This is a genomic window from Pseudomaricurvus albidus, from assembly GCF_018863235.1.
Classification (GTDB): Bacteria; Pseudomonadota; Gammaproteobacteria; order Pseudomonadales; family Cellvibrionaceae; genus Pseudomaricurvus; species Pseudomaricurvus albidus.
The window spans coordinates 124069-151058 of the sequence record NZ_JAHKRS010000010.1; the positions used below are offsets into that span (position 1 = coordinate 124069).

The following is a 26990-nucleotide window of genomic DNA, read 5'->3' on the forward strand; positions in this document are numbered from 1 at the left end:
GTGTGGTGTTCGTTGACTATAAGTGTGAATCATGATTCACTTTATAGAAGGTGTGAATTCCGATTCATTTTATGTGTTGATAATTCTTCAATGAGGTGCCATATGGCCAAGAATGCTGACTTTACTCCCAGTACCCGCTACTGGGCTGAAACTCACGAAGTTGAAAACCAGCCGCCGGCTTTGGAGAATTACAACGCCTTCACCAGTGATGCAGGGCTGCAGGAGAGTCTCGTTGCTCAGGGCGGGGAATGGGCGCAAGCCGATCTTGAACACTTTGGGGCGATAACCGGCTCTGCAGAAGTGATTGAGTGGGGATTTCAGGCGAACGAGAACAAGCCTGTCTTACACACCCATAATCGTCATGGTGCACGTGTTGATGAAGTAAGGTTTCACCCGGCTTACCACCAGTTGATGAATTTATCCGTTAAAGAAGGCATTCACTCACTGCATTGGACAGAAACCCGTCCCGCTGGGCATGTGGTTCGCGCAGCAAAGTCCTACCTGATCAGTCAGGTAGAGGCAGGGCACGGCTGCCCGATCACCATGACCTCGGCGGCAATACCGGCGCTCAAGCATCAGCCGGATTTATTTGAACTGTGGGCTCCCAAAATCCTGTCTTCGGAGTACGATCCTCGCAATGTGCCCGATGGCGAAAAGGCTGGTCTGACCATTGGTATGGCGATGACGGAAAAGCAAGGGGGCTCAGATGTCAGAACCAATAGCACCCGTGCTTATCCTGTAAACGAGCCCGGCCCCGGAAAAGAATATGAGCTGGTAGGCCACAAGTATTTTGTGTCGGCTCCCATGAGTGATGCGTTTTTGGTACTGGCTCAAACGGAGTCTGGCGTTTCTTGTTTCCTGGTACCTCGCTGGCGTCCTGATGGCAGCAAAAATCCGATACAGATTCAGAAACTGAAAAACAAAATGGGCAATGTTTCCAACGCATCTAGTGAAACCGAGCTGCGTGGCGCTCTGGGCTGGATGGTTGGTGAAGAGGGGCGTGGTATTGCAACCATTCTGGAAATGGTTGCGATGACCCGCTTTGACTGCATGATTGGTTCTTCCGCGGGCATGCGTCAGGCGGTGGCGCAGATTACCCATCATTGCTCGCAGCGGGTGGCTTTTGGCAAGTTGCTGACAGAGCAGCCACTTATGCAAAATGTGCTGGCGGACTTGATTGTCGAGCAGGAAGCCGCGCTGGCTCTGACCATGCGCATAGGACGGGCTCTGGATAACAGTGCTCATGACGAGCAGGAAAAGCTGTTGGTGCGAATGGGGACTGCGGTGGGTAAATACTGGATCTGCAAGCGCACACCGGGCCACGCCTATGAGGCGATGGAATGTATTGGCGGTATGGGTGTTATGGAGGATGGCATAATGCCTCGTCTTTACCGTGAAGCGCCGATCAATACCATTTGGGAGGGCAGTGGTAATGTTCAGTGTCTGGATATGTTGCGGGCAATGTCCAAAACCCCGGGATCACTTGAGGCTTTTATTCAGGAGATCAGCAAAGCGAAGGATCTTCATCCACAGATGGCACCGGCCGTGTCTGATTTGATTCAGGAGTTTAAGTCGCAGGAAAACATGGAATACCGTGCCCGTACTATCGTTGGAAAGATGGCACTGGCCATTCAGGCATCCACTTTATTGCAGTTTGGCAACGAGATAGTGGCCGATGCCTTTTGCCGTTCAAGACTGGGTAAGAATACTTCAGGCTGGGTTTATGGGACCCTGCCTGAAGGCATCGATTGCAAAGCCATCATTGAGCGTGCGACCCCATTTATTCACTAGTAAATAAATGGGTGGGGAGTCTTAAGGCTGATGCTGCAGATTACTCTTCGGACTCGACGATGGGCTGAGTTTTTTGGGTTTGGGCATTGCTGAGGCGGGTATCTTCCTCAGCATTCTCCGTCGGCATTACTGTCGAGGGCGATGACGATGGCACCGACTTGGGGGCGCTGGCTCCTGGCTCATCCGGGTCTTCCGGGTCACCCTGAGAAAGGTCGGAATCGTTCGTCAGTGGATTTTCTTCATCTTCCGGTACCACTTTGGATTCGTCTTTTGCGGCAATGCCAATGTGGTAGGCTGCAAAGCCTGGCAGCATGACCTGGTTCAACGCCATTCCTATAATTCGACCTTCGTGAGGTGAAACGATTTCATGGCGAACATTGGTGATGGGGTCTGTCACTGTTCCCAGAACATCACCAGCCTTGATTTTTTTACCCAGCTCAACGTTGCTGAAAAGAATTCCGCCATGGTTTACCCGAATCCAGCTGGATTGGTAATACACGGGTTCCGGCTTGCCCCAAAAACTGAACTTTTTGATCATGCCCATGCTGTTGAGCAGAGTTTGAATGCCAGCAACACCGTGACTGACACTGTCTTCTTCCAGACGCAATGGCCCGCCAGCTTCCAATGTGGCCGCAGGTATGCCGCTTTCGGCTGCTGCCCTGCGCAATGTCCCCGGTGCACCGGCGCTGTGTAATACGACGGTTGCGCCAAAGTTATGTGTCAGTTTGGCGATCTCTTTATCTCGCAAATCGGCTCTGAGTTGCGGCAAGTTGATTCGGTCAAAGGAGCCTGTGTGAAGATCAACTAGTGCATCACAATGACTGATGACACTGTTGAAAAATGAGTAGGCAATACGGGATGCAGAGCTGCCATTAGGGTTTCCTGGGAAATAACGATTCAGATCGCGTCGATCCGCAAGGTAACGGGAGTTACGACGGAACCCTTGAAGGTTAACGATGGGCACACCAATAACCGCGCCGCTCAGTTTGTCAGGGTCCAGCCCGTAAAGCACACGACGTACAATTTCGATACCGTTAAGCTCATCACCGTGTACCGCCGCGGTCAAACACAGGGTTGGGCCATTCTCTGCGCCGTTGACCACGAGCACGGGGGTTGGCAAAGACAGTCCTTCAAATGACTGACTGGGCGACCAGGCGAGGCGGGTGGAGGTTGCCGGTGGAACCTTGGTTCCCAGGATCAGCAGCGATTCAGCCTCTTCAGTGGCAGCAGGCTCTGGCGTGTCAGTATCATCCTGCGAAAGTGCATTGCTGTCTTCAACGGATGGTTGAGATGTCACTGAGGTTGTTTCCGCAGAGCCGTCAGTACCGATCGCTTTTTCAGTGTCTGCTTCTGGACTCTCTTCACTCGCTTGTACGGTTTCTTGTGGCTCTGGTTTTGCCTTTGCCTTTGCTTTTGTCTGAGTGTCAGAATCGATTTCTTTCGGTTCTTCGGTGGGATCCGTTACCGCTTCCTCTGTAGTTTCTGCTTTTGTGGCGGCGGGTTCTTCTACCGCATTGAGTTCATTGTTGGAAATAGGTTGAGCCAGATCGACACTCTTGGCTTTAGGAATGCTGTTGCTTTCTGAAGAGGCAATCAGTTGTTCGGGGTGATCTTCTGCAGACGTGTCTGAATGAGATGTGCTGTTGTCAGAAAAGTTTTGAATACTGTCCTGTGCTGCAGTTGAGGCGCTAACAGACTCAATTTTTTGAGAGGTGGTTTGGCGTGCACCAGGTCCGGTTTCAACTGTTTCGATGTCGCCTGTGGTATTGGCAGCAACCACCAGTGTGCTCATCTCTTCGGCGATATTGCGTGCCTCTGTTTCATTGGCGTATGCCGTACTGGCCCCAAACAGGACAAGAGCGCAGGCGCTGAGAAATGCTCCGGTTCGGAAGGGGAGGCCTTTGAGTCCGGCGCGAATTGTTGCTGCTGTTGAGGCTGACGCCGGCGCTGCAGAATAAAAGGGTTTGTGAAGCAAGCTTACGCGCTGTTTTAGCATTAATCAGTCAACCTGGGCCAAAGCCTCTGCCTGAAGATGAGTGGTTGTTATTTCTCGATTTTTAACTCTGATTAGTTATATAACGGCTGCTCAATTATATCTAAAAAAAAGAGTGGATGTGTCAAATACTTCGGCTTAACGGCTTGATTTGGCTGTGGGTGATGATAACGGCGCCAATATTTTTCTACGGGCTCATATGCCAAGAGTTGCAGTCATTTTGAAGTGAAGGGCTGGTGGGTATTGTTAAACTTATGTGACGGCCAGATGGAGTGAGTGTCGGGTAAGATACAGGTATTCACTATGTTGCGGATTGCGCTAAGTTACATCGTGCTACGTGCTACGTGCTACGTGCTATGCGATATCGATATAAGAATCTTTGTCTTTGTCTTTGTCTTTGTCTTTGTCTTTCGCTAAGCGCTGGGATTGTACACCATGATCGGACGGCGTAGTAAAAACTGCCATTTTCCCACAGATAGTTTGTGGTTATTTTGCGAGTTTTGGGAGCATCGGGAAGTCCTCCAGCCCGGCTTTGGATCTTGAATCAAAAAATAGGTTCATGCCTGTAAGTTCAGGGTCACGCTCGGCAATAATGATATTTTTGTCTGTCATGATTTCGGCATTGGATTCTCGAGTGTGGAACAGGTTGTTGACGCCCTGGCGTTCGAGCAAAAAGATGTTCTCGCTCAAGGTGACTTTGTTTTCAGCATGCTTTAAGCCTTCGAGTCCATAACCAATCACGTCCTGATTTGATGAACGTGGCCCTTGCTGGAGTATCGAGCGGGTTATAACCAGAACTCCACCGTTAGGTACATCAACCAGTCGACTGTCTTTAGAAGACAGAGACGCAATGATCGTGTCCTCAATAAATGTCATGGCAGCACGTGATTTGACTTCGTGACCCTCGCTTTTGGCGGCCAGCATCAGGCTGTTGCTGATTCTCAATTGGCCGCCGTTTACGTAGACTCCGTGCGCCTGCCCCCGATGACCCAAATTTTCGAAGCGACTGTCTTCGATTTCTACCAGCCCAGGCTTTTTCACGGTGAGAATGCCCTGTTGACTGTCGTGAAAATACACATGAACCAATTTAAGGTTAGAGCCCTGGTGGCGTATGCAGGCGCCATTTCCGGCAGATACTTTAATGTTTCTGCATTCAATGTTTCTTATCTGGTTAAAATTTCCGATGTTGACTATCGCGGCTTTGCCTCCGGCAGCCTTACCTTCGAGAACGACGTGTCCCAGGCCTTCAATGACAACATTGTTTGCTTTTAGCGTGAACGCTTCGTTGTAGATTCCGGGGCTTATACGCAGAATATCACCATCGTTAAGGGCGTTGGCGGCCGCCTGCAGTGACGGAAACTGGTCAGAGCTGATTACCTTGTTGGAAAGGCTGGCGGTGGGCGATTGAAGCGGCTGCCAGGGAGGAAAGTTGGCGGCTAATTCCTTTTTTATATGATCCTGATCGACCACCGGCTGAGAGTGATGCCTGTCTGGCATTACTTTTGTAAAGAGAATGTCCGAAGCCTTCCATAGCCAGCTGGGTTTGAAGATCAGCAGGGCAATGAATATTGCGTTTACGGCGGCACCACAAAAAAGCAAATACTTTCTGAACCACCCATTGAACGAACTCATAGCATCCCCGCTGATAGTGTTTCACTGTCCCTGATATTTGTAAGCCGGATAATTAAAACGCCCACCCATAACTATAGAAACTCTTGAGTAGGTGTCTAATTTATTGTGTGTTATTGGATAATTTCTCCATTGTAAGATTCATTTTTTTAACAACTTGTCAGACATCCTGTTTTAGCTTTGGTCACACTGATGATTCAGGAATACAGCGGCGGCAAATTTGATGCCTTATTGGCCGACGCAGGAGTGTAACCATTGCGACGCAAGTCTACGAGAGCTTGTTGGAGGCTCTCGGTGTCAATCTGAGTCTCATTTTGTCCATAGATCCCGGCTTCAATCTGGCGGATAGGTGCTGCCAAGGGCGGCAATGTCTCTGCCAATTGCTGCAATGAGGACAGGCTCGGATCGTTCTCGTAAATACGTGCCCAGATTAATAGTGCCGACCGTATGGCAGCTGGATCCTGTTTCTGCAATGCGCTTTTCAGACTTTTATAGGCCTGTTTTTCGCTGGGCTGGTCTTTCTTAGGCTCAGGCTTGGGGTTGGTCGATGAAGGAGGTTTGCGCGCTTGTAACCACAAAACCAACAACATCAGATTGGTTACCAGCAGGGCCATGGAGATGTAAAACCAGCGGTCATCCTGAGACAGGGGTTGACCCGAAAGGGATGAGGTCCCGCCGGTGGTAGTTGGCTGGACATCCTGAGCCACGTCTGGAAATGCACTGCCCTCAGATAGGTTAGACTCTGATGGAGATTGGCCTGCAAGCGGATCAGTAACGATGATCGTTTGGGCGGGCACGCTGGCTTCCCGGACCTGTTTGGCCTGAGTATCCCACCAATGCAGGGTGATGGCAGGCAGGGTAATCTTTCCTGCTTGACTGGGGACAATCGCGTAACTTTCGGTTTTGGTGGTGGTTACGCCATCGGAGGCGATGCTTTCATCCGACTGAGGTTTATCCGGATAGTATTTAACATCACTGAGATCCTGCAATTCCAGAGGCGGAAGCTGCGATGCCATCAGACCCTCTGCCCGAATGGTGATACTGCGAGTGATGGGTTCGCCGACCTTGAAGTCATCCGGGGACTGGCTCCAGCTTTGCGTGAGCTGAATATTCCTGGCTGGCAGCCATTCATCGGCTGGGTAATTGCCCGGCTTGGCATCAATCTGAATAACTTCAGGGGAGGTTCTCAGGCGCAGCTGCTGGCCGCCTTGCCTTAAGAATGGATCGTAGGAGTAACCGCGGCGGTTTTGGACAGACACGGTCCAGATGGTTGAAGGTATTTCAAGCGAGCCGCTTTGTTGTGGAAATATGGCGTAGGTGGTTTCAACTACCCCATAAGGTACGCCTTTTATGGTGCGCTGGAATTGACTTTCTGAAACGGGTTTAACCAGGGCATTTTTGATCTTTAATTCACCCCGGTCGAGTCCATTCAGATCCACAGATGTAAACAGTCGAATGGTGTACAAAAATTGTTCCTGGACATAACCTTGCTGCTTGTCCAGTTCTGCTTCGATATACACAGGCTTGTCACTGGCTGATGCAGCGGCGGGTGTCTTGGTGACGGTAATCTCAATGGCATCACTGAAGCTGCCTTCGTATTTGAACGATGGAATCAGTAATTTCCCTTCGCGTTTGGGCGCCAGTGTCAGCGTCCACTGTGTCCATGATTCTACTTTGCCGTTGATGCTTCGATATTGGTTGCTTCGGCTGTTTCCCAGAATGTCAAAGTTCTGTTCCAGCTCGGAAAAGTCAGGTTCGCCAAACATGACCTGCTCGTTGAATTTGACCTGCAACTTCAAGGTTTCTTCAAGACTCACTTGTGATCGGTCAACGGTTGCGGTTAAGACACTCTGTGCGTGAGCTGTGATTGCAAAAACTGACAGCGTCAGCATTAATAATGTGCCTAGAGACGTTTTCAGAAGATAGTTGCAATAGTGTTTCATGGTTTGTGTCTTAAAAGTCATTGTCATGTTTTGAGCACAGTCATTGTTTGGTTGATCGCTTTCGCCTGATTACCAGCGCTGTTCAGATTGGCCGCCGGGTAGTTGCCAGTTTTCTTGTTGGTTCTGCAGGCGACGCTGTCGATACTGATATTCAAACTTTTTGCGCATTAAGCCGCTGGGGTCATCCGGAATCTTTCGGAGCCATTGCTCCATAGCCTGTTTTTCTTCATCCTGCAGTCCGTCCTCTTCGGCAGCCTGCATGCCTTGTGCAGATTGTTCGGAATCTTTGCCTTGTTCATCGCCATTGCCCTGGGGCTCGGCCTGTTGAGATGGCTGTTCTTGATCCGTGTTTTCATGGGCTGGTGGAGTAGGGCTGTCGCCAGTGCGCTCCTTATCATTATCGCCGGAGCTTTCCTGCTGCGAGCCGTCCTGTTGTGAACCATCCGATTGTTCTGAATCATCCGAGGGCTCCGGGTTCGGTTGATTTTGAGATCCGTCGTTCTGTTGTCCCTCAGAGTCATTGTTTTGAGACTGCTGTTGGTTCTCTTGCTGCGACTCCTGATCACCTGAGTCCTGATTTTGCTGTCCAGAGTTTTGCTGGTTTTGTGAATTATCACCCTGTGAGTCCTGCTGATCGCCTTGTTGGTTCTGATTGTCAGAGGAGTTTTGTTGAGGGTTTTGCTGCTGTTGTTCCAGCAGTTTCTCAACCAGATCCTTATTTGCCTTGGCGTCCTCAAAATCCGGTTGTTGCGAAAGTGCCTGGTTATAGGCTTCGATGGCTTCTTTCAGCTTTCCGGCTCTGGCAAGGGCATTACCGGCATTGTAATGCCCATCGGCCGTCTCTTGTCGGGCAAAGGTTTCTGCGGCTTGTTCGTATTGTTGGGCGCGATACTGGGCTGTGGCTTTCCAGTCCTCGCGGGTGAAGGTTTCAGCAGCTTCGCTGGCCTTGTTTTGTCGCAACAGTTCCTGAGCCTGCTGGTCTTTTGTTTGCCAAAGGTCTTTCCACTCGAAAGCGTAGCTGCGCTCGGGAAGTATCAGGATTAAAGGCAAAACCAAAAGCCAGCCACGTCTGAAACTAAAAGCGACAAAGGGAATCAGCAGTAAGGCCAGCCAGGCACCGCGATCGAGCCAGGAATCAAATTCCCGCTCCAGTTCACGGGTCTGATTGTCCAGTAATTCGGGCTTTGGATTCAGTGCTTCAATATCACTGTCGTCATGACTCAGTGTGCGGTATTTGCCACCACTTTTGGTCGCCAGCTCAGAAAGTTCTCCTTCATTCAGGCGGGCCAATACGATGCCGCCATTGCGATCCTTGGCGAAGCCGCCAATGTTGACTGGAATCGGGGCCCCAGCTTCAGTGCCGACGCCGAGTATGGAAAGGCGGAAGCCCACAGGGAGTTTTCTGCGGATGTATTGCTGGGCATCAATGGCAACACCGTCCGTAACCAGAAGAATATCTCCCTGTGTGAGGCCGCTATCCCTGAACAGGGTCAGGGCCTGATCAAAGGCCATTTCAGTATTGCTGCCACTCATTGGCATAACATTGGGAGACAATGAGGGGAGCAGGCTGCTGATGGTGTCGGTATCGTCAGTCAATGGTGTCACGGTGTGAGCTTCGCCGGCATAGGCAATCAACGCTGTGAGTCCCTCTTGTCGCTGCTTGAGCAAATCGATGAGTTTTAACCGCGATCGGACAAGACGTGAAGGTTTCAGATCTTCGGCCATCATGGATGGTGACATATCATAGAGTATCACCAGTGCACTTTCGGTTTTATGAATTGGTTGTGGCAGTTTTTCCCAGCTTGGGCCAGCCATAGCGAGGCTGGCCAGAATCAGCGCAAAAGTCAGCATGAACAGCGGCCAGCGTTGTTGCTTGCTGATTTTTCCCTGCAATAGATAGGGAAGTAACTGTGGGTTGATGAACTTACTCCACTGACTGTTGTGTGCCCGGCCACGTAGCAGGTAAGCACCAATCAACAATGCAACTGGAATTCCTAGCAGCCAAAGAGGGCGCAGCCAGTGAAATTGCGATTGCAGAGTAGCGAAATCCAGATCAGGCATTAGAGCTGTCCTCCTGATGGGAGGTGCTCTGCTGGACGTTAGCCTGTGCCGTGGTCGGAGAGCTTGATAATCGGTTCATTGCATCCAGTAACAGCCGTTGTACAAACATCAGTGCGCACAGAGCCAGTGCGAAGCCGAGTGCCCAATAAAAGAGGGATTGCGTTGGGCGGAACACTTCTGCTTCCTGCTCTATTGGCTCCAGCTGATCCAGTTGTTCATAGATCAGCTGTAAGTCTTCAGGTGAGCGGGCGCGAAAATATTGGCCGCCTGTTTGTTTGGCAATCTTTTTAAGCGTTGTTTCATCCAGGTCGGCCGATGGATTGACCCGTCGCGCACCGAAGGAGCTGCCAAACAAGCCCGGGGTAATCATTTCGTCAGCGCCAATCCCGATGGTGTAGATTTTGACATTGGCCTTGGCTGCCAGTTCAGCCGCTTTCAAAGGCGTAACCTGCCCGGCGGTGTTGGCACCATCGGTGAGGAGAATCATCACGCGGCTATCTTTGGGGCGGTCACGCAGGCGTTTAACACCCAATCCTATCGCATCGCCAATGGCGGTTTTCTCCCCGGCGAAACCCAATTGAGCTTCCTGCAAGAGCTGGTTGACGGTGGTTCTGTCAAAGGTGAGAGGCGCCTGCAGATATGCACGGGTGCCAAACAGAACCAGTCCCAGGCGATCGCTTTGTCGTCGCTTGACGAAGTCACCGACGACGGCTTTAACGATGCTCAGGCGGTCGTAGTTTTCGCCTTGCCATTCCATATCGGGGGTTTCCATGCTGCCGGAAATATCCACCCCCAGAAGCAGGTCCCGTCCACTGGCTGGCATGGCTATGGGGTCGCCAATCCACATGGGGCGGGCAGTGGCTGTCAGGGTGGCAACCCAGATGAGACTGAGCAGTAACAGACGAAACCACTGGTTAAATCGATGTGTTCCACCGGAGCCTTCAGTGCCTGGCAGGCGGTCATAGAAAGGGACCAGCAAAGCGGCGTCTTCCTGCTTGGCAGCAGGCCAAAAACGGTAAATCAATAATGGCAGTGGCAATAATACAAAAATCCAGGGCCAATCAAATTGCAGCATGACTGGTCTCCGTTTGAACAGACAGTTTGGATTCTTTAAGGTGCTGTTTGATCCAGTTTGAGGCGTAAGCCTCCAGTATCTGGACCTGCTTTGTTTGCTGTGAGGGTGATGCGTAAAGGCCCGTGCTCAAAATTTCAGGTAACTCTGGCGGTTGCTGTAGATCCGGTGCTGACCGTTGCAGAAAGTGTGTCCAGCTATCGCCATGAAAACTGGCCACGCCGGAGTTCGGATATGCTACAAGTGCCACGCGTTTAAGCAGGCTGTTGATATTCTGCAAACGCTTCGAGTCGTCGCTGTCTGTGTCTTCCACCGTTTGTTGGAGCAGATACAGGCCTTCTTTACGATAGCGGTTTTGTTGGCGGCATCGGTGCAGCCAATATCCTCCGAGTATCAGTGTTGCCAGGCACAGGGCAGCAAGAATCCACCAGCCAGGAGCAATAGGGAGACCAGAAATTTCTGCAGGAGTATGAATATCCCTTAATCCGGCCAGGGGATCTGGCGGAGTTTGTGGTTGAGGTGCCGATGGCGGAGAATTTAGCGTCGGCATGACTGTTTTCCAAATAGAGTTTGCAGTTGTAACAGTGGAGCCTGGTCTGTTCTGATATTCAGCAGAGGTAAAGCCAATTGACCTGCCAGGGAGTGCAAATGTTCCATATGGCTGCTGAAATTTTGTTCAAAGGAACGATTGAACATTTGGTTGCTGGTATCAATCGTCCGTCGACGTTGCCCGTCGCTTACCGTAAGACGTAAATTGTCAGGCAGGTGCATTTCCAGGGGATCCGATACGTTCAATAAAGAAACGTCTCCGTGACGGGCAAGTTTGTAGAGCTGCTCATCACAGGCCTCATCAAGGTCATTAAAGTCACTGATGATGATGATCGCACTGCCGGGCTTGGCAATTCGGCGCAAATCACTCAGCCGCTGGGCCAATGGAATATGATTGGCGGGAGGGAGAGGGGATTGAAGTTGCTCATTATATCCCTGTACTGCTTGCAGCACGCTCAACAGCGTATGACGACTCCGTTTGGGACGGATGTCGCGCTCCTCAAGGTCGTTGAACACCAGCGCACCAATGCGATCATTGTTATCCAGTGCGACCCACCCCATGAGTGCCGCAGCGTGAGCGGCAACGACGGATTTAAAGCAGTGTTGTCCCCCAAAAAACATAGAGGCTCTTTGGTCCAGCATGATGATTACCGGACGTTCACGCTCTTCACGAAACAATTTGGTATGTGGGACCTGAGTCCGGGCAGTAACCCTCCAGTCAATGCTGCGGATATCGTCCCCGGCCTGATAGTGCCGGACTTCTTCGAACTCCATGCCACGCCCGCGGAAACGGGTGCGGACACCGCCACTCATCTGTGAATGGCTTTGCTTTCGAGGTTTCATTTGCAACTCGCGGGCGGCAAAACGAAGACCGAGCAAATCATCGAGGCTGACATAGGCCCCTTGAGCGGGTTGGCGAAAGTCCAGCTGTTTCATCAGGCCACAGGTACCCGCTGAATCAACTCTTCAATCACCTGATTGGCATTTACGCCAGAGGCTTCGGCCTCAAAGCTAAGCAGCAAACGGTGACGGAACACGTCAGGAAGTACTGCCTGCACATCATCGGGACTGACAAAATCTTTGCCATTCAACCAGGCTCGAGCTCGGGCGCAGCGGTCGAGAGCAATAGTTCCACGAGGGCTGACCCCAAACTCAATCCATTTGGCGAGTTCTTCACTGTAGGTGGAGGGCCAGCGGCTGGCGATGGTCAGGTTGACAATGTAATCCTCAACAGCTTCGGCCATGTGCAGATCGAGCACTTCCTGACGCATGCGGAACAGGTCTTCCTGAGACAGGGTTGGCGGCTGGGAAATAGGTGTGTGGGCTGCCTCGTTTCTGGCCAGACGGAGAATGTCTCGTTCGTCACTGGCGTTGGGGTAGTTCACGGTAACGTGCATCAGAAAGCGATCCAGTTGAGCTTCCGGCAGAGGGTAGGTGCCTTCCTGCTCAATCGGGTTCTGTGTTGCCATAACCAAAAACAGTTCAGGCAGGGGATAGGTCGTGCTGCCGACACTGATCTGGCGCTCTGCCATAGCTTCAAGCAGTGCGGATTGCACTTTGGCCGGGGCCCTGTTGATTTCATCGGCCAGTACCAGATTGTGGAAAATAGGACCGGCCTGGAATTCAAAACTGCCGTTTTCCGGGCGGTAAATATCCGTACCGGTGACATCAGACGGAAGCAAATCGGGCGTAAACTGAATCCGGTGGAAGTCGGCTTCAATTCCATCCGACAGGGTTTTAATCGCTTTGGTCTTGGCCAATCCTGGGGCGCCTTCAACCAGCAGGTGGCCATCAGCGAGAAGGGCGATGAGCAGACTGTCTACAAGGTGGCTTTGACCAATGATCTGAGATTGAAGCCACTGTTTTAAGGCGTTGAGTGGTGATTGGGTATTCATGATGTTGTGGTGCTCTCCAAAGCGTTGCTTGACGCTTAAACGCTGATAAGTAAGTCACTGAATTAACATGGAATTCTACCGCTTGAGAAACGTGTATCAAGTGCTTCCACTATCTGAGTGTGAGTAGACCACAGAGTGTGGCATCGGTTCCACTTTTGAAGAAGTTACGGCCGATGAATCGTAAAAATTCGTATAGGGTGAAGGCAAATGCCATGGTCTATGCTATGGGAAGGCTATTCACACCGTTTTATGTCAGAGAGTTACGGTGATTTCGCAAAAATAAGGGGTAAACAGTGCGTATTAGTTCGGTAGTAGCTGATTCACAAGAAGCATTCCTGCAACAGCTGTTTGAGTGTATTGATGAAAAGTTAGCCAGCGGGCCAGCGGCCAAGCTGAAATCGTTTGCCGAAATATATTACTGTCAGGCAGATCTCGATGAGCTTCAGGGTAAATCCCTGAACGACGTGTTTGGCAGTCTCCTGGGTTGGTGGAATTTTATACAGGATGGGCCGCTAAGGGCGGCCAAAGTCAGGGTGTTTAATCCAGGATTGGAAGAGGATGGCTGGTTGTGTGGCCATACCGTGGTGTCTGTTTTGCAGCGGGATATGCCTTTCCTTGTGGATTCAGTGCGTATCGAAGTGAATCGTCGCAACATTGCTCTGCATGCGATTAGTAGTACTGTCGTTAGTGTTGCCAGAGACAAGCATGGAAAACTGCTGGATCTGGTAGCTAAAGGCGATACCAGTCGTCAGTCAAAAAATCGTGAGTACCATCACGAGGCAATGATCTATCTGGAAATCAACCTCCATACAAACGAATCGGCGATGCAATCCCTGTCTGATAGCCTGCGTTCGGTGTTGCGCGATGTCGAAGTGGTCGTGGCGGATTACCAGCCTCTGTTGGATCAGGTGAGCCGTTCTCGTGATAATCTCAGTAAAATCAAAAGTGGGTCGCTGCTTGAAAACGCTCAGGAAGCGGATGCCTTTCTGGAATGGATGGCGGATGCCCATTTCACGCTTTTGGGTTACGTGGAGTATGAGTTTTCCGGCAAGGGTAAAAATCGGGTGTTGCAGGAGAAAACCGATTCCCGGTTGGGGTTGTTTCGAATGCATGGCACCAAGCCCGACAGCGTCAAGGTCTCCGATTTCAATGCGGGCATGACCCACTTTCACTCCAGTTCAGACATCGTCTCATTTACCAAGTCTTCTGTGAGGTCGAGAGTGCATCGCCATTCTTATTCAGATTATGTGGTGGTGAAGCAATTCAGTGAGGACGGTGATGTCTGTGGTGAAAGTCGGTTTATGGGGTTGTACACATCTCCGGTCTATACTGCATCGCCCAGTAATATTCCTCTGATCAAGCAAAAGATCTCCAACGTATTGGCGCGTTCCGAGCTGGACTTGAATTCCCATGATGGGAAGGCTTTGAGGCAGATACTGGATACTTTCCCCCGGGACGAGTTATTCCAAAGCAGTGAGTCTGAACTGTTTGACACGGTTATGGGTGTGGCGAGAATCAAAGAACGGCATAAAGTGAAGCTTTTTGTTCGTCGCGATCCTTATGGCAAGTTCGTCAATTGTATCGTCTATGTGCCACGGGATGAGTTCAGTACTCAGATCCGGGTCAAAATTCAGGATCTTATAGGCGAGGCGATCCACGCCCGAGAACACGAATTTACCACCTACTTTTCTGCCTCTGTGTTGGCCCGCTCTCACATCGTCTTTAAAGTTGATCCCGATAAAGATATCGATATTGATGTGAAAAAACTGGAGCATCAGATTGTTGATATCACCCGATCCTGGACCGAGCGTTTGTATCAGTCCCTGTGTGAAAGTCACGGTGAAGAGGCAGGGTCGAGGTTGTTTTCAGATTATGGAGATGCTTTTTCGTCCAGTTACAAAGAGAGTTATGAAGCCAGAGTGGCGGTTCAGGATATTGATATCACCACCGGGCTGGATGAAGACAACACTTTGGCAATGAGTTTTTATCAGCCGTTTGGTGCTGAAAAACAGGACATGCGTTTTAAGGTCTTTCATCTGGATAAACCTCTGGAATTGTCAGATGCTATTCCTGTGCTTGAAAACCTGGGCTTGAGAGTGATTGGTGAGCATCCCTACAAAATTGTGACCAAAAGCGGTCGCTGTGTCTGGATGCAGGACTTTAATTTGCGATTTGATCTGAATGCTGAAGTGGACGTGCATTCGGTGAGAAATAATTTCCAGGAAGCCTTTGCTGCAACCTGGTACAAAAAGACCGACAGCGATGCGTTCAATCGTCTGGTTTTGGGCGCGCGTTTGAATTGGCGGGAAGTGGCCATGTTGCGTGCCTATGCCAGTTATATGAAGCAGACAATGTTCAATTTCAGTCTGAGTTATATTGCCAATACCCTGTCGCACCATCTGGATATCACTCGCAATCTGGTCGCTTTGTTCAAGACAACCTTTGATCCTCGGGTTAATCAAAAGTCAGACAAGGACAATACCCGCATCAGCCGATTGACGAATAAAATTATTGAGAGCCTCGAGCGGGTTGGCAACTTAAGTGAAGATCGTATCATTCGTCGCTACCTGGAGTTCATTCAGGGGACCTTGCGAACCAATTTCTATCAATTCGATGAGAATGGCGATCCCAAGACTTATATTTCCTTCAAGTTTAGTCCGAGGGCGATTGCCAACATTCCTGAGCCGCGGCCGATGTATGAAATCTTTGTCTACTCTCCAAGAATGGAGGGCGTGCATCTGCGTGGCGGCGCCGTAGCCCGGGGCGGTCTGCGGTGGTCAGATCGCTTGCAGGATTATCGTACAGAGGTGCTCGGGTTGGTAAAAGCCCAGCAGGTGAAAAACGCAGTCATTGTACCCAGTGGCGCCAAGGGCGGATTCGTGGCCAAAAGATTGCCCACCAGTGGCGGTCGGGAAGCCTATATGGCAGAAGGCATATCCTGTTATCAGACCTTTATTAAAGGTCTGCTCGACATTACGGATAATATTGTCGATGGCAAGATCGTGGTGCCTGAGCAGGTTGTACGGCGAGATGGTGACGATCCCTATTTGGTGGTGGCAGCGGATAAGGGTACCGCTACCTTCTCTGATATAGCCAATGCCATCTCAAAAGATTACAACCACTGGCTGGGTGACGCCTTTGCCTCTGGTGGCAGTCAGGGGTATGACCATAAAGGAATGGGGATTACAGCGCGTGGTGCCTGGGTGTCTGTGCAAAGACACTTCAAAGAGAAGGGCATTGATGTACAGAGCGAGGACTTTACCGTTGTTGGAATAGGCGATATGGCCGGCGATGTGTTCGGCAATGGCATGTTAATGTCCGAACATATTCAACTGGTAGCAGCGTTCAACCATCTGCATATCTTTATTGATCCGAAACCCGATGCCGCCAAGAGCTTTCAGGAACGTCAACGGATGTTCAATACTCCAGGGGTGACCTGGGAGCATTACGATAAATCATTGATCTCCGAAGGGGGAGGTGTTTTCTCCCGCTCGGCAAAATCCATTCCCATGTCCAAAGCGATGAAGGAATGTCTGGGTGTAGAAGCCGATCATTTGACGCCTGCAGAAGTCATTACCGCACTGCTCAAAATGCCTGTGGATCTTATTTGGAATGGCGGTATTGGTACCTATGTGAAAGGTTCCGAGGAGATTCATGCGAATGTTGGTGATAAAGCCAACGATGCTTTGCGTATCAATGGGGATGAGCTTCGCTGTCAGGTGTTTGGTGAGGGCGGAAACCTGGGCATGACCCAATTGGGGCGTATCGAATACAGCCTTAATGGCGGTCGCTGTAATACGGACTTTATTGATAATGCTGCCGGTGTGGATTGCTCGGACCACGAGGTCAATATCAAAATCCTGTTGGATGGTGTTGTGATGAACGGTGATATGACTGTCAAGCAACGTAACACTTTATTGGAAAAAATGACGGACACCGTTGCAGATCTGGTGCTAAGCAATAACTATAAACAGACTCAGGCTATCTCACTGGCTGAGTATCAGGTATTCAATCGTATTGGAGAATATCGTCGTTTCATCAATCATATGGTAGACAACGGACATCTGGATCGCACTCTGGAATTCCTGCCAACGGATGAGGCTCTGGTTGAACGTCAGCAGCAAGGTAAATCGCTAACAAGGCCCGAACTATCAGTCTTGATCTCTTACGCCAAAGTACAGTTGAAAGAGGCCTTGGCAGATAATGCGCTGACGGATGATGCCTACATGATGAAAGCGGTAGAATCTGCGTTCCCTCTGGAATTGCGTAAAAAATACCACGATCAGATTTATCAGCACCGTCTGCGTAAGGAGATTGTCGCCACGCAAGTGGCAAATGACATGATCAACTATATGGGGATTAATTTCTCCCACCGCCTGGTCGAGGCAACGGGTTGCACTGCCATTGATGTCGCCAAAGCCTACGTGACCGTACGGGATATCTATAAGTTGCATGAATTTTTTGCCGCGGTGGAGGCGCTGGATTCAAAGCGGGACTCGGAGCTGCAGTATCAAATGCAGGCCAAAATGATGCGTCGCATGCGTCGGGCAACGCGCTGGTTCTTGCGTAACCGTCGAGGCTTTTTGTCTCCAGAACAGGAGGTGGAAAAGTTCTCTGACGCGGTGGATCAACTGGTGGTTAATTTACCCTCGGTGATGTGTGGCGCTCCCCGTGAGGACTGGGATCGGGATACAAAAGCGCTGATGGATCAGGGAGTACCCCAGTCGTTGGCCTCCTGGGCAGCGTTGCCGGCAACCCTGTATTCGGCGTTGAATGTTGTTGAGGCTGCGAGTGTGACCAACGCCGATCCAGTGGTAGTGGCCAGTGTTTATTTTGCCCTGAGTGACAGGCTGGGTTTGCATTGGTTCGCTACCCAGATGTCTGAAGTTAAAGTAGACACATTCTGGCAGGCCATGGCGAGAGAAACGTTTATGGATGATGTTGAGTCACAGATGCGTACTTTGGCCATTTCCATCATTCGGCTCGCCGGCGACAATATGGATGTGAATGCAACCCTGGATCGTTGGATGGTTCAGCACAGTCTGTTAATAGGACGCTGGCATTCGATGGTGAATGAGTTGCAGGCAACCCCGGGAATTGATTTTGCCATGTTTTCAGTGGCGCTCAGGGAACTGTTGGATCTGGCGCAAGCCAGCCAGCATTGTACGTCCCTGGATGACGACAGCATGATGTGCGTTCTGGGGCAGTAAATCGATTTTAGGGCGGTAGAGGAGGCTTGATTTTCCCGTGCCGCCCTTGCAACATGGCGCTTGTTTTACTTGTTTGAGAAAACCAGCCATGCCCGCCCTTGTCGTCAATCTGACTATTGCTCCGGAAGAGTACCAGCGTATGTACGCGGGTGCTGCCAAGCATGTGTCTGCGGTATCTGTTGATGGCAGAAGGGTGCAGTTTCCTGCCAATATTTTACGCCCTTATGTGACTCGGGACGGGGTCAGGGGGCGTTTCATGATTCGTTTTACAGCGGATAACCGCTTTGAATCCATCAAGCGCCTTTAACCTCTGAGCTCACTGTCTCTGGACGCGCCGGGAGAGTTGCGCTCAAGGCCTTGAATAATGGGGCTCAACCTCGCATTGGCTTACGCTTTACAGTATCCTTGCGGCCATCTTAATTATCACTTCTCAGGATCCCGCTCATGTACAATTTGGCGCGAAAAGCATTGTTTTGCCTGGATGCAGAAACCTCTCATGAACTCACACTGGATATGCTCGGTGCTGGTGAGCGATTGGGGTTGATTCGGCCCTTTGTTAAGCCCATTCCGGCCAACCCAGTCGAGGTTATGGGGCTGACGTTTCCCAATCCTGTAGGTATGGCGGCCGGGCTCGATAAAAACGGTGATTGCTTTAACGCTCTGGGACAGCTGGGGTTTGGTTTTGTTGAGATTGGTACTATCACCCCAAGGCCTCAGCCGGGCAACCCCAAGCCGCGTCTTTTCCGCCTGCCTGAACATCAGGGCATCATTAATCGCATGGGCTTTAACAACAAAGGGGTTGCCCATCTGGTCGAGCAGGTGAAACGTCGTCGCTACTCGGGCATCCTGGGTATCAATATCGGTAAAAACTTCGATACTCCGGTGGAAAAGGCGGCTGATGATTATCAGCTTTGTATGCAGGCAGTGTATGAGTACGCCGACTATATTACTGTCAATATTTCCTCTCCGAATACCCCGGGACTGCGAGATCTGCAATTTGGTGAAAGCCTGAAATCATTGCTTGAGACGGTAAAGGCAGAGCAGCTTGCCCTGGAGAAAGCACACAACCGCTATGTCCCGATCGCCGTTAAAATTGCGCCTGATATGGATGAAGTCGCCATACAGCAAGTTGCTGAGGTCCTTATCAATAGCGGTCTGGATGGCGTGATTGCCACCAACACGACCATTTCTCGTGAAGGCGTCGAAGGATCCAAAAATGCCGATGAGGCTGGTGGGCTGAGTGGTGCACCGGTTCGTGACAAGTCCACTGAAGTCATTGCCCGTTTGTCTGAAGCGCTGGGCGGCAAGCTACCGATTATAGGTGTAGGTGGTATCCTGAACGGTGCCGATGCAGCTGAAAAAATTGAAGCCGGCGCCAGCCTGATTCAGGTATACAGCGGCTTTATTTACCGTGGGCCCGAACTGATCGCAGAATCTGCCAAAGCCATTGCCAGGTTAAAACACCGTTCTTGAGTGATGATCTGACTGATAGGTGAGATGGCCTGGGGTAAGGATTTGGTGGTAGAGGTGAGGGGATTAAGCTGGCTTCAGGTCATGATTTGACCGGGAGCCCTGAATTGAGCCCCCGTGTTCAAAAAGGCCAATTCGGATTACATGTTACTGAGCTTTTGAGCCTTGGCGGCTCGATTGAAACCGTCCCAGTGGTCTGTGCGTCCTTCTCTCCAGCCGCTGAGCCATGTTTGTCGTGTGAGTTCGTTTTCGTGAGGGCAGAGACTGCGCGAACGCCCATCGATACCAGCTTGATAACCTTTGCTGAAGGCGCGTGTAGTTTGACTGCGTTTTTGGGTTTTCATAAGAAGAGGTACCTCTCAGTTTTTTGATGAGTTGTCTACGCTTTCTGAACCGGACGCATTCCTGCGAGCGATCCGTTCCTGAATGCCTGAGAAAAAGTACTGCTCGTGCCGGGCGACAAGAACCCTAGTCACGAACTCGCAGTACAACAAAGTAATGACAGTCTTGTGAATGATTTATTTCTTATAATCCTGAGGCTGTTTAGTCGGGTGTGATCTAGATACTCGATAATGTATTCAATTAATGATTTAACTAATTGAAAAGCTTGGATTTATCACATTGAAAATCGAGGCTTTCTAAAGGGCAAAATGACCATTCAACAATATTTCGCTACCTGTCCGAAAGGATTGGAAGGCCCATTAATGGCAGAACTGCGGTCTTTTGGCTTCGAAGAGCTGAGAGAAACCGTGGCTGGGGTCTATTTCACCACCGACCAGAAAGGGGCATATCGTGCCTGCCTTTGGTCGCGTATTGCCAACAAGGTGTTTCTGCCTCTGGGTCGATTTGAGGTAAACAGCGCCGAAGATCTCTACGATGCTGCACTCAAGATCGATTGGTCCGAGCATATGAACCCTACAGGCACACTGCTGGTGGATTTCACGGGTTCCAGTAATGTGATCCGGAATACTCAGTTTGGCGCGGTGAAAATCAAGGATGCCGTTGTGGATGGCTTTCGTGAAAGCGCCGGGGCGAGACCCAGTGTGGCCAAACAAGATCCTGACCTGCGGATCAACGCCCGGCTCAATCGTGGCCATGTGACCCTCAGTATCGACCTCTGTGGCGATAGTCTTCACCGTCGGGGCTACCGAACCAAGCAGGGTGCCGCGCCTCTGAAAGAGAATCTGGCAGCGGCTCTGTTGATGCGGGCAGGTTGGATGGAAATCGCCAAACACGGTGGCGCTTTGATCGACCCCATGTGTGGTTCCGGAACCATCCTGATTGAAGCAGCCATGATGGCTTTGGATTACGCGCCGGGTCTGGATCGTCCCACGTTTGGATTTGAGCGCTGGTTAAATCACGATGAAGAAGCCTGGTCAGAACTGCGTCACGAGGCGCAAAGCCGCTATCGTGAAGGCTTGAAGCGCAAAATTCCTGAAATCCGTGGATACGATGCCGATCGCAAAGTCCTGTTTGCCGCGGAATCCAACATCAGTATGGCCGGGTTGGATAATTACGTAAGAGTGGTGTGTAAACCGCTGGAAGAACTGGTTAAGCCAACCCACACAACCCTGGATTTTGGCCTGATTCTGACAAACCCGCCATACGGCGAGCGATTGGGGGAGCAGGAAGCGCTGAAAGGACTTTACCGCCAGCTGGGGGACAAGTGCCGCGAACACTTCGAAGGCTGGAAACTGGGTGTGTTTACCGGCAACCCGGATCTGGGCAAGAGCATGGGGTTGCGTGCGAAAAAGCGGTACAAGCTTTTTAATGGCGCGCTGCCCAGCGAATTGTTGATGGTCGATATTGAGCCCTCACAGTATGTGAATGCGCCACCGGCTGAGTTGAATAAGCCCAAGCCCTTGTCTGCCGGGGCAGAAATGCTGGCCAATCGTCTGCGTAAAAACCTCAAACAGCTGTCAAAGTGGGTCAAGAAAAACGAAATCTGTTGTTATCGCCTCTACGATGCCGACATGCCCGAATATTCTGCCGCCATTGATATCTACAGTGACAAGGTTCACGACGGCAGTGGCCATGAATTTTATGTTCATGTGCAGGAGTACGCTGCACCCAAAAGTGTTGATGAAGAAAAAGCGATTGCCCGGTTTGAAGAGATTCAGGCGGCTGTTCCGGCTGCGCTGGGTGTCGATCATGAACATGTCAGCTTCAAGCAGCGCCGTCGTAATCGTGGCAAAGAGCAATACCAGCGCCAAACCGAAGAGCGTCACCCGTTGGTTTCCGTAAAAGAGGGACCGGCAACCTTCCTGGTTAATCTTTGGGAATATCTGGATACCGGTCTGTTTCTGGATCATCGACCTGTGCGCCAGCGCATCGCCCAGATGGCTCGCGGCAAACGATTCCTCAATCTGTTTTGCTACACCGCGACCGCCAGTGTTCACGCAGCGCTGGGAGGGGCAAAAGAATCGGTCAGTGTGGATATGTCGAAAACCTATCTGCGTTGGGCTGAGAAGAATTTTGAAGCGAATAATCTCTCCACCAGCAAGCATCAGCTGGTGCAGGGGGATTGTTTGCAGTGGTTGCAGGACTGCCGTGAAGGATTCGATTTGATCATGCTGGATCCACCGAGCTTTTCCAACTCCAAACGAATGGAAGGGGTGCTGGATATCCAGCGAGATCATCTGGATATGGTGACCCGCTGTATGGATATCCTGCTACCCGGTGGTTGTCTGGTGTTCTCCAACAACTTGAGAAGCTTCAAGCTGGATGAAGAAATCGAAGCGCGTTATGCCGTGGAAAATATTACCCAGCAGACGCTGGACCCCGATTTTAAGCGCAATGTCAAAATCCATCAGTGCTGGTTGATCCGGGCAAGGTGATCTTGTCCGGTCGCCGGTTTCTTGCGACTATATGTGATTCACTGTGCCCGATAGATGAAGATGTAACCCATGAGCAAGCCATTTACTGTATCCAGTCCATTCAAGCCTTCCGGTGATCAACCCTCGGCCATCAAGGGCCTGGTTGCGGGAATCGAGGCGGGGCTGGCACACCAGACTCTGCTCGGGGTTACCGGTTCTGGGAAAACCTTTACCATCGCTAACGTCATCGAGCAGATCCAGCGACCCACCATGATCATGGCGCCAAATAAAACTCTGGCGGCCCAGTTATACGGTGAATTCAAAGAGTTCTTTCCCAATAATGCGGTGGAATACTTCGTATCCTATTACGATTATTACCAGCCCGAGGCCTATGTGCCGTCATCGGATACGTTCATCGAAAAAGACGCGTCGGTTAACGAGCACATCGAGCAAATGCGACTCTCGGCCACCAAGGCTCTAATGGAGCGCAAAGACGCCATTGTTGTTGCAACGGTTTCCGCCATTTACGGTTTGGGTGATCCGGATTCCTACCTGAAAATGGTGTTGCACCTGGTTCGGGGCGACATGATTGATCAGCGCGAGCTGGTAAGACGCTTGGCTGAGCTGCAATACACCCGCAATGATATTGATTTCCATCGCGCGACCTATCGCGTGCGCGGTGATGTTATTGATATTTTCCCGGCGGACTCTGACCATCTGGCTCTGCGTATTGAGCTGTTCGACGAAGAAATTGAACAGTTGTCGCTGTTTGATCCGCTGACAGGTGAAGTGACGCAAAGGCTGTCCCGGTTTACGGTGTACCCGAAATCTCACTATGTTACACCGCGGCAAACCATCGTAGATGCCATTGATGAAATCAAGCAGGAGTTGAAGGAACGCCTTAAACAGCTTCGTGATAACGATAAGCTGGTGGAGGCGCAGCGTCTCGAACAGCGAGTCAAATACGATGTGGAAATGATGCAGGAGCTGGGTTATTGCACCGGCATCGAAAACTACTCACGTTATCTTTCAGGACGCGCGCCTGGAGAGGCTCCTCCAACGTTATTCGATTATTTGCCGGAAGATGCCTTGTTGGTGATCGATGAATCTCACGTTGGAGTCCCCCAGATTGGCGGAATGTACAAGGGTGACCGTTCGCGCAAGGAAACCCTCGTAGAATACGGTTTCCGTCTGCCCTCAGCTCTGGACAACCGTCCCATGCGTTTCGATGAGTGGGAGCGGTTAGCGCCTCAAACGATTTTTGTATCGGCAACTCCCGGCTCTTATGAGGAAGAACATGCGGGGCAAACCGTTGAGCAGGTGGTACGTCCTACGGGGCTGATCGACCCTGAAGTTGAGGTTCGTCCAGCCGGCACTCAGGTGGATGATGCGCTGTCCGAAATCCACAAGCGGGTCGAACTGGATGAGCGGGTGTTGATCACCGTATTGACCAAGCGCATGGCGGAAGATCTGACCGACTACTTGCAGGAGCACGGTGTGCGTGTGCGCTATTTGCATTCGGACATCGATACCGTTGAGCGGGTAGAAATCATTCGCGATTTGCGTCTCGGTGAGTTTGACGTATTGGTGGGTATCAACCTCTTGCGGGAAGGGCTGGATATGCCCGAGGTATCTTTGGTGGCTATTTTTGACGCGGACAAAGAGGGCTTCCTGCGCTCTGACCGCTCTTTGATACAAACCATTGGCCGTGCTGCCCGGAACGTCAATGGCAAGGCGATTCTCTACGCAGACAAGATTACAGGGTCAATGCGTCGTTCCATTGACGAAACCGAACGTCGCCGGGCCAAGCAAATCGCCCACAACGAGAAGCATGGTATTACGCCACAAGGCATTCGTAAAAACGTCACTGACATTATGGAAGGCACCTATGTGCCTGGCGCCAGAGCGCAGCGCAATAGCCGTAAAGCAGCGGAAAAGCAGGGCAAATACGAAGCGGAACTGGCTACCGGGGATGTCTGGAAACACGTGGCTACTTTGGAAGAGCAGATGTTCCAGGCCGCCAAGAACCTCGAATTTGAAGAGGCCGCCCGTTTGCGGGATCAGATCAGCAAGTTAAAGGCTTCGCAGGCTTAACCGAGACGAAGTGTCTGAAGGCGGTAAGCCCTAAGCGCCGGCCGTCCGAAGACCAGGCTTTTTCAAGGAGTGATTTGATCAATAAAGATCTACGATCACTCTGAACCCGACGTCATCATACCCGAGCCCAGGGTCCCGTTTATCCCGCGAGTAGTTCTTGATCTCGGTAACATTGCTGTCTTTGGAACCGCCGCGGACACTTCTCATCTGGCAGTTCTCCTGATCAACCGCTGAGCCATCCTTAGGGGCCCCGAGGTAGTGATCCTGATAGCAATCCTGAGTCCATTCCGCGACATTTCCCGAGGTGTCGAAAACCGAAAACGGGTTGCTGGGATAGGTGCCGATAGGGGCTGTTTTAGCTCGGAAAAAGTTGCTGAAATCACTCGCACAGCCACGGCGACAGTTGGCTTTTTTCTCGCTGCTGCCGCTCCACCAGTAGTCGCCTGTAGTTTTGGCGCGGGCAATGTATTCCCACTCAGCTTCAGTTGGTAGTCGATACTTGCGTCCGGTTGTATCTCGAAGCCAGGCTACATAGTCCTTGGCGTCCTGCCATGTAATATTGATTACCGGGCGACTGCCTTTGCCCCAGCGATTATCGCTGGGCATAGGGCGCTTTGTGGCTTTGGCGAAATGCTCGTAATCGGCAAAGGTGATTTCATACTGGCTTACAGCGAAAGGATTTTTAAAGCGTACTCGGTGGCTCGGGGAAGTGGTGCTGTCTCCCGCGTTGCCCATAACAAAGCTTCCCGATGGGACAATGACCATTGATGGACCTTTGTTTCCATTAGCCAGATCGTTGTAGAAGGTGGCGCCCGGTACCGGGGTTTTTCGCAGGGATACCTCAAGGGATTTATCTTCGTCAGTCAGTTCTACCCATTCTTCATAACGATCGAAACCCTTGCTGGTAACTTCAACATGGTATCGGCCTGGCAGTAGAGGAATCCCTGGATAGTAAACTTCAGGGATGTTGAGGATTCGAACCCGTGCTTCTATGGGCGCTGCATCTACAGTCAGCTGATAGCGGGGAGGTTCAGGAGTAACAGGCGGTGCTTCTGTTACCGGTAGTGCTTCAACGTCATTGCCTTCAGATATCCCGTTAGAATCCGGGGCTAATATGCTTTCTGACGGTGTTTGAGTAATTGCCTGAGGTATTGCGGGCGTAGTGGTTGAGTCGGCAGCCCTGTCGGCTTCTGGAGCGATCAGTTTGCCGTTTACCCACAAATCAGTAAATTCCGTTGCTGAAAGAAACCCTGATGGCAGAGCATCTTTAAAAGGGATGTTGAAGCGAGTGGTGGCCATGCTGATCGCGACCCAGATGACGCTTAATAATATGGCCAGGGAAATGCCACGAAAAACCTGTCCGATGCGGCGATTTTGCATTGATTGGTAGTGTGCTGCTTTTTGAACCCGTGTAGAGACCACCGTTGCACGGTTATCCTCTTCGGTGGCAGCACTGGTGCGGATTTCTGTCACCGTAACGTTCGGATGCCGAAATACGCCTCGTCGGGGAGTCCATCGCCAACTGAATAACCACTGGCCGAAAATGCCCAGCTGGGTAGAAATGGCAGCGTAACTGGTCAGAACCAGAGCCTTAAACAGCGACATGATTTGCAGTGCAGTCGGCTCTGTCTCAGTCAGATATCGAGGGTTGGTGTTGTTGCGATTTCCCTGAATGCTTTGAATGGCTTCAACCACTTCACGACCACGTTGATAGCGATCATCGGGATCTTTAGCCAGCAATTTGTTGAGCAGGGGTTGAAACAGCGAATACTGAGCTGGCAGTTTGGGGATGGGCGCAGTCAGGTGCTTGATGGCAATGGCTACGGCTTCTTCTGCCTTGTAGGGAACGCTACCGGTAAGCATCTCATAAAACACCACCCCCAGGCTGTAGAGATCGGATCGACCGTCAATGGGTTTGCCGCGAGCCTGTTCCGGGCTCATGTAGTGTGGGGTGCCGACCACTGTACCGGCGTTGGTCATTCTTGATGCGCTACTGACAGTCTTGGCGACACCAAAGTCGGACAATACCGCGGTATCATCCTCCCGGAACAAGATGTTTTCCGGCTTGATATCACGGTGGATATAGCCTTTTTCATGGGCGTGATCCAGCGCGTTGGCTATTTCTTGTGTAATGCGCAGGGCTTCGGTAGCACTGAGGCCTGAACTCATCTTGTCGTGAACCGAACCTCCCGCCAGATAATCCATGGCAATGTAGTTCAGGTTTTTATAGCGGCCGATATCGTAGATCGAAACAATGTTGGGGTGTGATAGCTGACCGACAATATTGGCCTCGCGCTGAAACCGTTCGCTGAAAACCGGATCGGCGTTGAGGGCAGGGGACATCACTTTCAGGGCAACTTCCCGTCCCACACTGAGTTGTATGGCAAGGTAGACGGTGGACATGCCGCCCTGGTTGATTTTACGAATGATTCGATAGCCTGGAATCTGCATTTGTTTTTTGTTTCCT

The 26990-nt window shown here is 51.1% G+C and carries 16 protein-coding genes; 6 read left to right on the forward strand and 10 right to left on the reverse strand.

Features of this window, described 5'->3' with window-relative positions; all coding sequences use genetic code 11:
• Positions 1-102 precede the first annotated feature (102 nt).
• Positions 103-1791, forward strand: coding sequence for an acyl-CoA dehydrogenase family protein (locus KOI40_RS15435; protein WP_233710318.1), 1689 nt, complete (start codon positions 103-105; stop codon positions 1789-1791).
• Between the two features lie 40 nt (positions 1792-1831).
• Here KOI40_RS15435 and KOI40_RS15440 read toward each other — a convergent pair whose 3' ends face one another.
• The 8 genes from KOI40_RS15440 to KOI40_RS15475 all read right to left on the reverse strand — a co-directional run bounded on the left by KOI40_RS15440 (position 1832) and on the right by KOI40_RS15475 (position 12933).
• Complete coding sequence (locus KOI40_RS15440; protein ID WP_216098429.1) at positions 1832-3787, reverse strand: succinylglutamate desuccinylase/aspartoacylase family protein; 1956 nt, start codon at positions 3785-3787, stop codon at positions 1832-1834.
• A 483-nt stretch (positions 3788-4270) separates the two neighbouring features.
• A complete protein-coding gene (locus KOI40_RS15445) occupies positions 4271-5416 on the reverse strand; it encodes a right-handed parallel beta-helix repeat-containing protein (protein WP_216098430.1) in 1146 nt (381 codons plus the stop codon).
• Between the two features lie 194 nt (positions 5417-5610).
• Complete coding sequence (locus tag KOI40_RS15450; RefSeq protein ID WP_216098431.1) at positions 5611-7305, reverse strand: BatD family protein; 1695 nt, start codon at positions 7303-7305, stop codon at positions 5611-5613.
• A 120-nt stretch (positions 7306-7425) separates the two neighbouring features.
• Entirely contained in the window at positions 7426-9417 is a 1992-nt protein-coding gene (locus KOI40_RS15455; RefSeq protein WP_216098432.1) for a vWA domain-containing protein, read from the reverse strand.
• Complete coding sequence (locus tag KOI40_RS15460) at positions 9410-10492, reverse strand: VWA domain-containing protein (RefSeq protein ID WP_216098433.1); 1083 nt, start codon at positions 10490-10492, stop codon at positions 9410-9412. The genes KOI40_RS15455 and KOI40_RS15460 overlap by 8 nt, the downstream gene beginning before the upstream one ends.
• Positions 10479-11039 (reverse strand): DUF4381 domain-containing protein, encoded by a 561-nt coding sequence (locus tag KOI40_RS15465; protein ID WP_216098434.1) that lies wholly within the window; start codon positions 11037-11039, stop codon positions 10479-10481. The genes KOI40_RS15460 and KOI40_RS15465 overlap by 14 nt, the downstream gene beginning before the upstream one ends.
• On the reverse strand, positions 11027-11974 hold the full coding sequence (locus KOI40_RS15470) for a DUF58 domain-containing protein (protein ID WP_216098435.1): 948 nt from the start codon (positions 11972-11974) through the stop codon (positions 11027-11029). The genes KOI40_RS15465 and KOI40_RS15470 overlap by 13 nt, the downstream gene beginning before the upstream one ends.
• Positions 11974-12933 carry an AAA family ATPase gene (locus KOI40_RS15475; RefSeq protein WP_216098436.1) on the reverse strand — a complete coding sequence of 320 codons (960 nt, stop codon included), beginning with the start codon at positions 12931-12933 and terminating at the stop codon, positions 11974-11976. Before KOI40_RS15475 ends, KOI40_RS15470 begins: the two co-directional genes overlap by 1 nt.
• 293 nt (positions 12934-13226) lie before the next feature.
• Here KOI40_RS15475 and KOI40_RS15480 point away from each other — a divergent pair, with 293 nt between their 5' ends.
• The 3 genes from KOI40_RS15480 to KOI40_RS15490 all read left to right on the forward strand — a co-directional run bounded on the left by KOI40_RS15480 (position 13227) and on the right by KOI40_RS15490 (position 19616).
• Complete coding sequence (locus tag KOI40_RS15480; RefSeq protein ID WP_216098437.1) at positions 13227-18143, forward strand: NAD-glutamate dehydrogenase; 4917 nt, start codon at positions 13227-13229, stop codon at positions 18141-18143.
• Positions 18144-18231: 88 nt separating this feature from the next.
• Complete coding sequence (locus KOI40_RS15485; RefSeq protein WP_216098438.1) at positions 18232-18450, forward strand: DUF2835 domain-containing protein; 219 nt, start codon at positions 18232-18234, stop codon at positions 18448-18450.
• A gap of 137 nt (positions 18451-18587) precedes the next feature.
• Positions 18588-19616 (forward strand): quinone-dependent dihydroorotate dehydrogenase, encoded by a 1029-nt coding sequence (locus KOI40_RS15490; protein ID WP_216098439.1) that lies wholly within the window; start codon positions 18588-18590, stop codon positions 19614-19616.
• 137 nt (positions 19617-19753) lie between these two features.
• On the opposite strand, the gene rmf is transcribed toward KOI40_RS15490, so the two are convergent.
• Complete coding sequence (gene rmf, locus KOI40_RS15495) at positions 19754-19957, reverse strand: ribosome modulation factor (RefSeq protein WP_216098440.1); 204 nt, start codon at positions 19955-19957, stop codon at positions 19754-19756.
• Positions 19958-20263: 306 nt separating this feature from the next.
• Between rmf and rlmKL the strand changes: the two genes are divergently transcribed.
• A complete protein-coding gene (rlmKL, locus tag KOI40_RS15500) occupies positions 20264-22450 on the forward strand; it encodes a bifunctional 23S rRNA (guanine(2069)-N(7))-methyltransferase RlmK/23S rRNA (guanine(2445)-N(2))-methyltransferase RlmL (protein ID WP_216098441.1) in 2187 nt (728 codons plus the stop codon).
• 69 nt (positions 22451-22519) lie between these two features.
• Positions 22520-24523 (forward strand): excinuclease ABC subunit UvrB, encoded by a 2004-nt coding sequence (gene uvrB, locus KOI40_RS15505; protein ID WP_216098442.1) that lies wholly within the window; start codon positions 22520-22522, stop codon positions 24521-24523.
• 78 nt (positions 24524-24601) lie between these two features.
• On the opposite strand, the gene KOI40_RS15510 is transcribed toward uvrB, so the two are convergent.
• Positions 24602-26974: a bifunctional serine/threonine-protein kinase/formylglycine-generating enzyme family protein gene (locus KOI40_RS15510; protein WP_216098443.1), complete on the reverse strand. Its 2373-nt coding sequence runs from the start codon at positions 26972-26974 to the stop codon at positions 24602-24604.
• Positions 26975-26990: the final 16 nt, after the last annotated feature.

Bases quoted from the DNA above. Each gene is read 5' to 3' on its own strand.
- rmf (WP_216098440.1), bottom strand. From the start codon at position 19,957: ATGAAAACCCAAAAACGCAGTCAAACTACACGCGCCTTCAGCAAAGGT.
- KOI40_RS15445 (WP_216098430.1), bottom strand. From the start codon at position 5,416: ATGAGTTCGTTCAATGGGTGGTTCAGAAAGTATTTGCTTTTTTGTGGT.
- uvrB (WP_216098442.1), top strand. From the start codon at position 22,520: ATGAGCAAGCCATTTACTGTATCCAGTCCATTCAAGCCTTCCGGTGAT.
- rlmKL (WP_216098441.1), top strand. From the start codon at position 20,264: ATGACCATTCAACAATATTTCGCTACCTGTCCGAAAGGATTGGAAGGC.
- KOI40_RS15455 (WP_216098432.1), bottom strand. From the start codon at position 9,417: ATGCCTGATCTGGATTTCGCTACTCTGCAATCGCAATTTCACTGGCTG.
- KOI40_RS15440 (WP_216098429.1), bottom strand. From the start codon at position 3,787: ATGCTAAAACAGCGCGTAAGCTTGCTTCACAAACCCTTTTATTCTGCA.
- KOI40_RS15475 (WP_216098436.1), bottom strand. From the start codon at position 12,933: ATGAATACCCAATCACCACTCAACGCCTTAAAACAGTGGCTTCAATCT.
- KOI40_RS15485 (WP_216098438.1), top strand. From the start codon at position 18,232: ATGCCCGCCCTTGTCGTCAATCTGACTATTGCTCCGGAAGAGTACCAG.
- KOI40_RS15490 (WP_216098439.1), top strand. From the start codon at position 18,588: ATGTACAATTTGGCGCGAAAAGCATTGTTTTGCCTGGATGCAGAAACC.
- KOI40_RS15470 (WP_216098435.1), bottom strand. From the start codon at position 11,974: ATGAAACAGCTGGACTTTCGCCAACCCGCTCAAGGGGCCTATGTCAGC.
- KOI40_RS15450 (WP_216098431.1), bottom strand. From the start codon at position 7,305: ATGCTGACGCTGTCAGTTTTTGCAATCACAGCTCACGCACAGAGTGTC.
- KOI40_RS15510 (WP_216098443.1), bottom strand. From the start codon at position 26,974: ATGCAGATTCCAGGCTATCGAATCATTCGTAAAATCAACCAGGGCGGC.
- KOI40_RS15460 (WP_216098433.1), bottom strand. From the start codon at position 10,492: ATGCTGCAATTTGATTGGCCCTGGATTTTTGTATTATTGCCACTGCCA.
- KOI40_RS15465 (WP_216098434.1), bottom strand. From the start codon at position 11,039: ATGCCGACGCTAAATTCTCCGCCATCGGCACCTCAACCACAAACTCCG.
- KOI40_RS15435 (WP_233710318.1), top strand. From the start codon at position 103: ATGGCCAAGAATGCTGACTTTACTCCCAGTACCCGCTACTGGGCTGAA.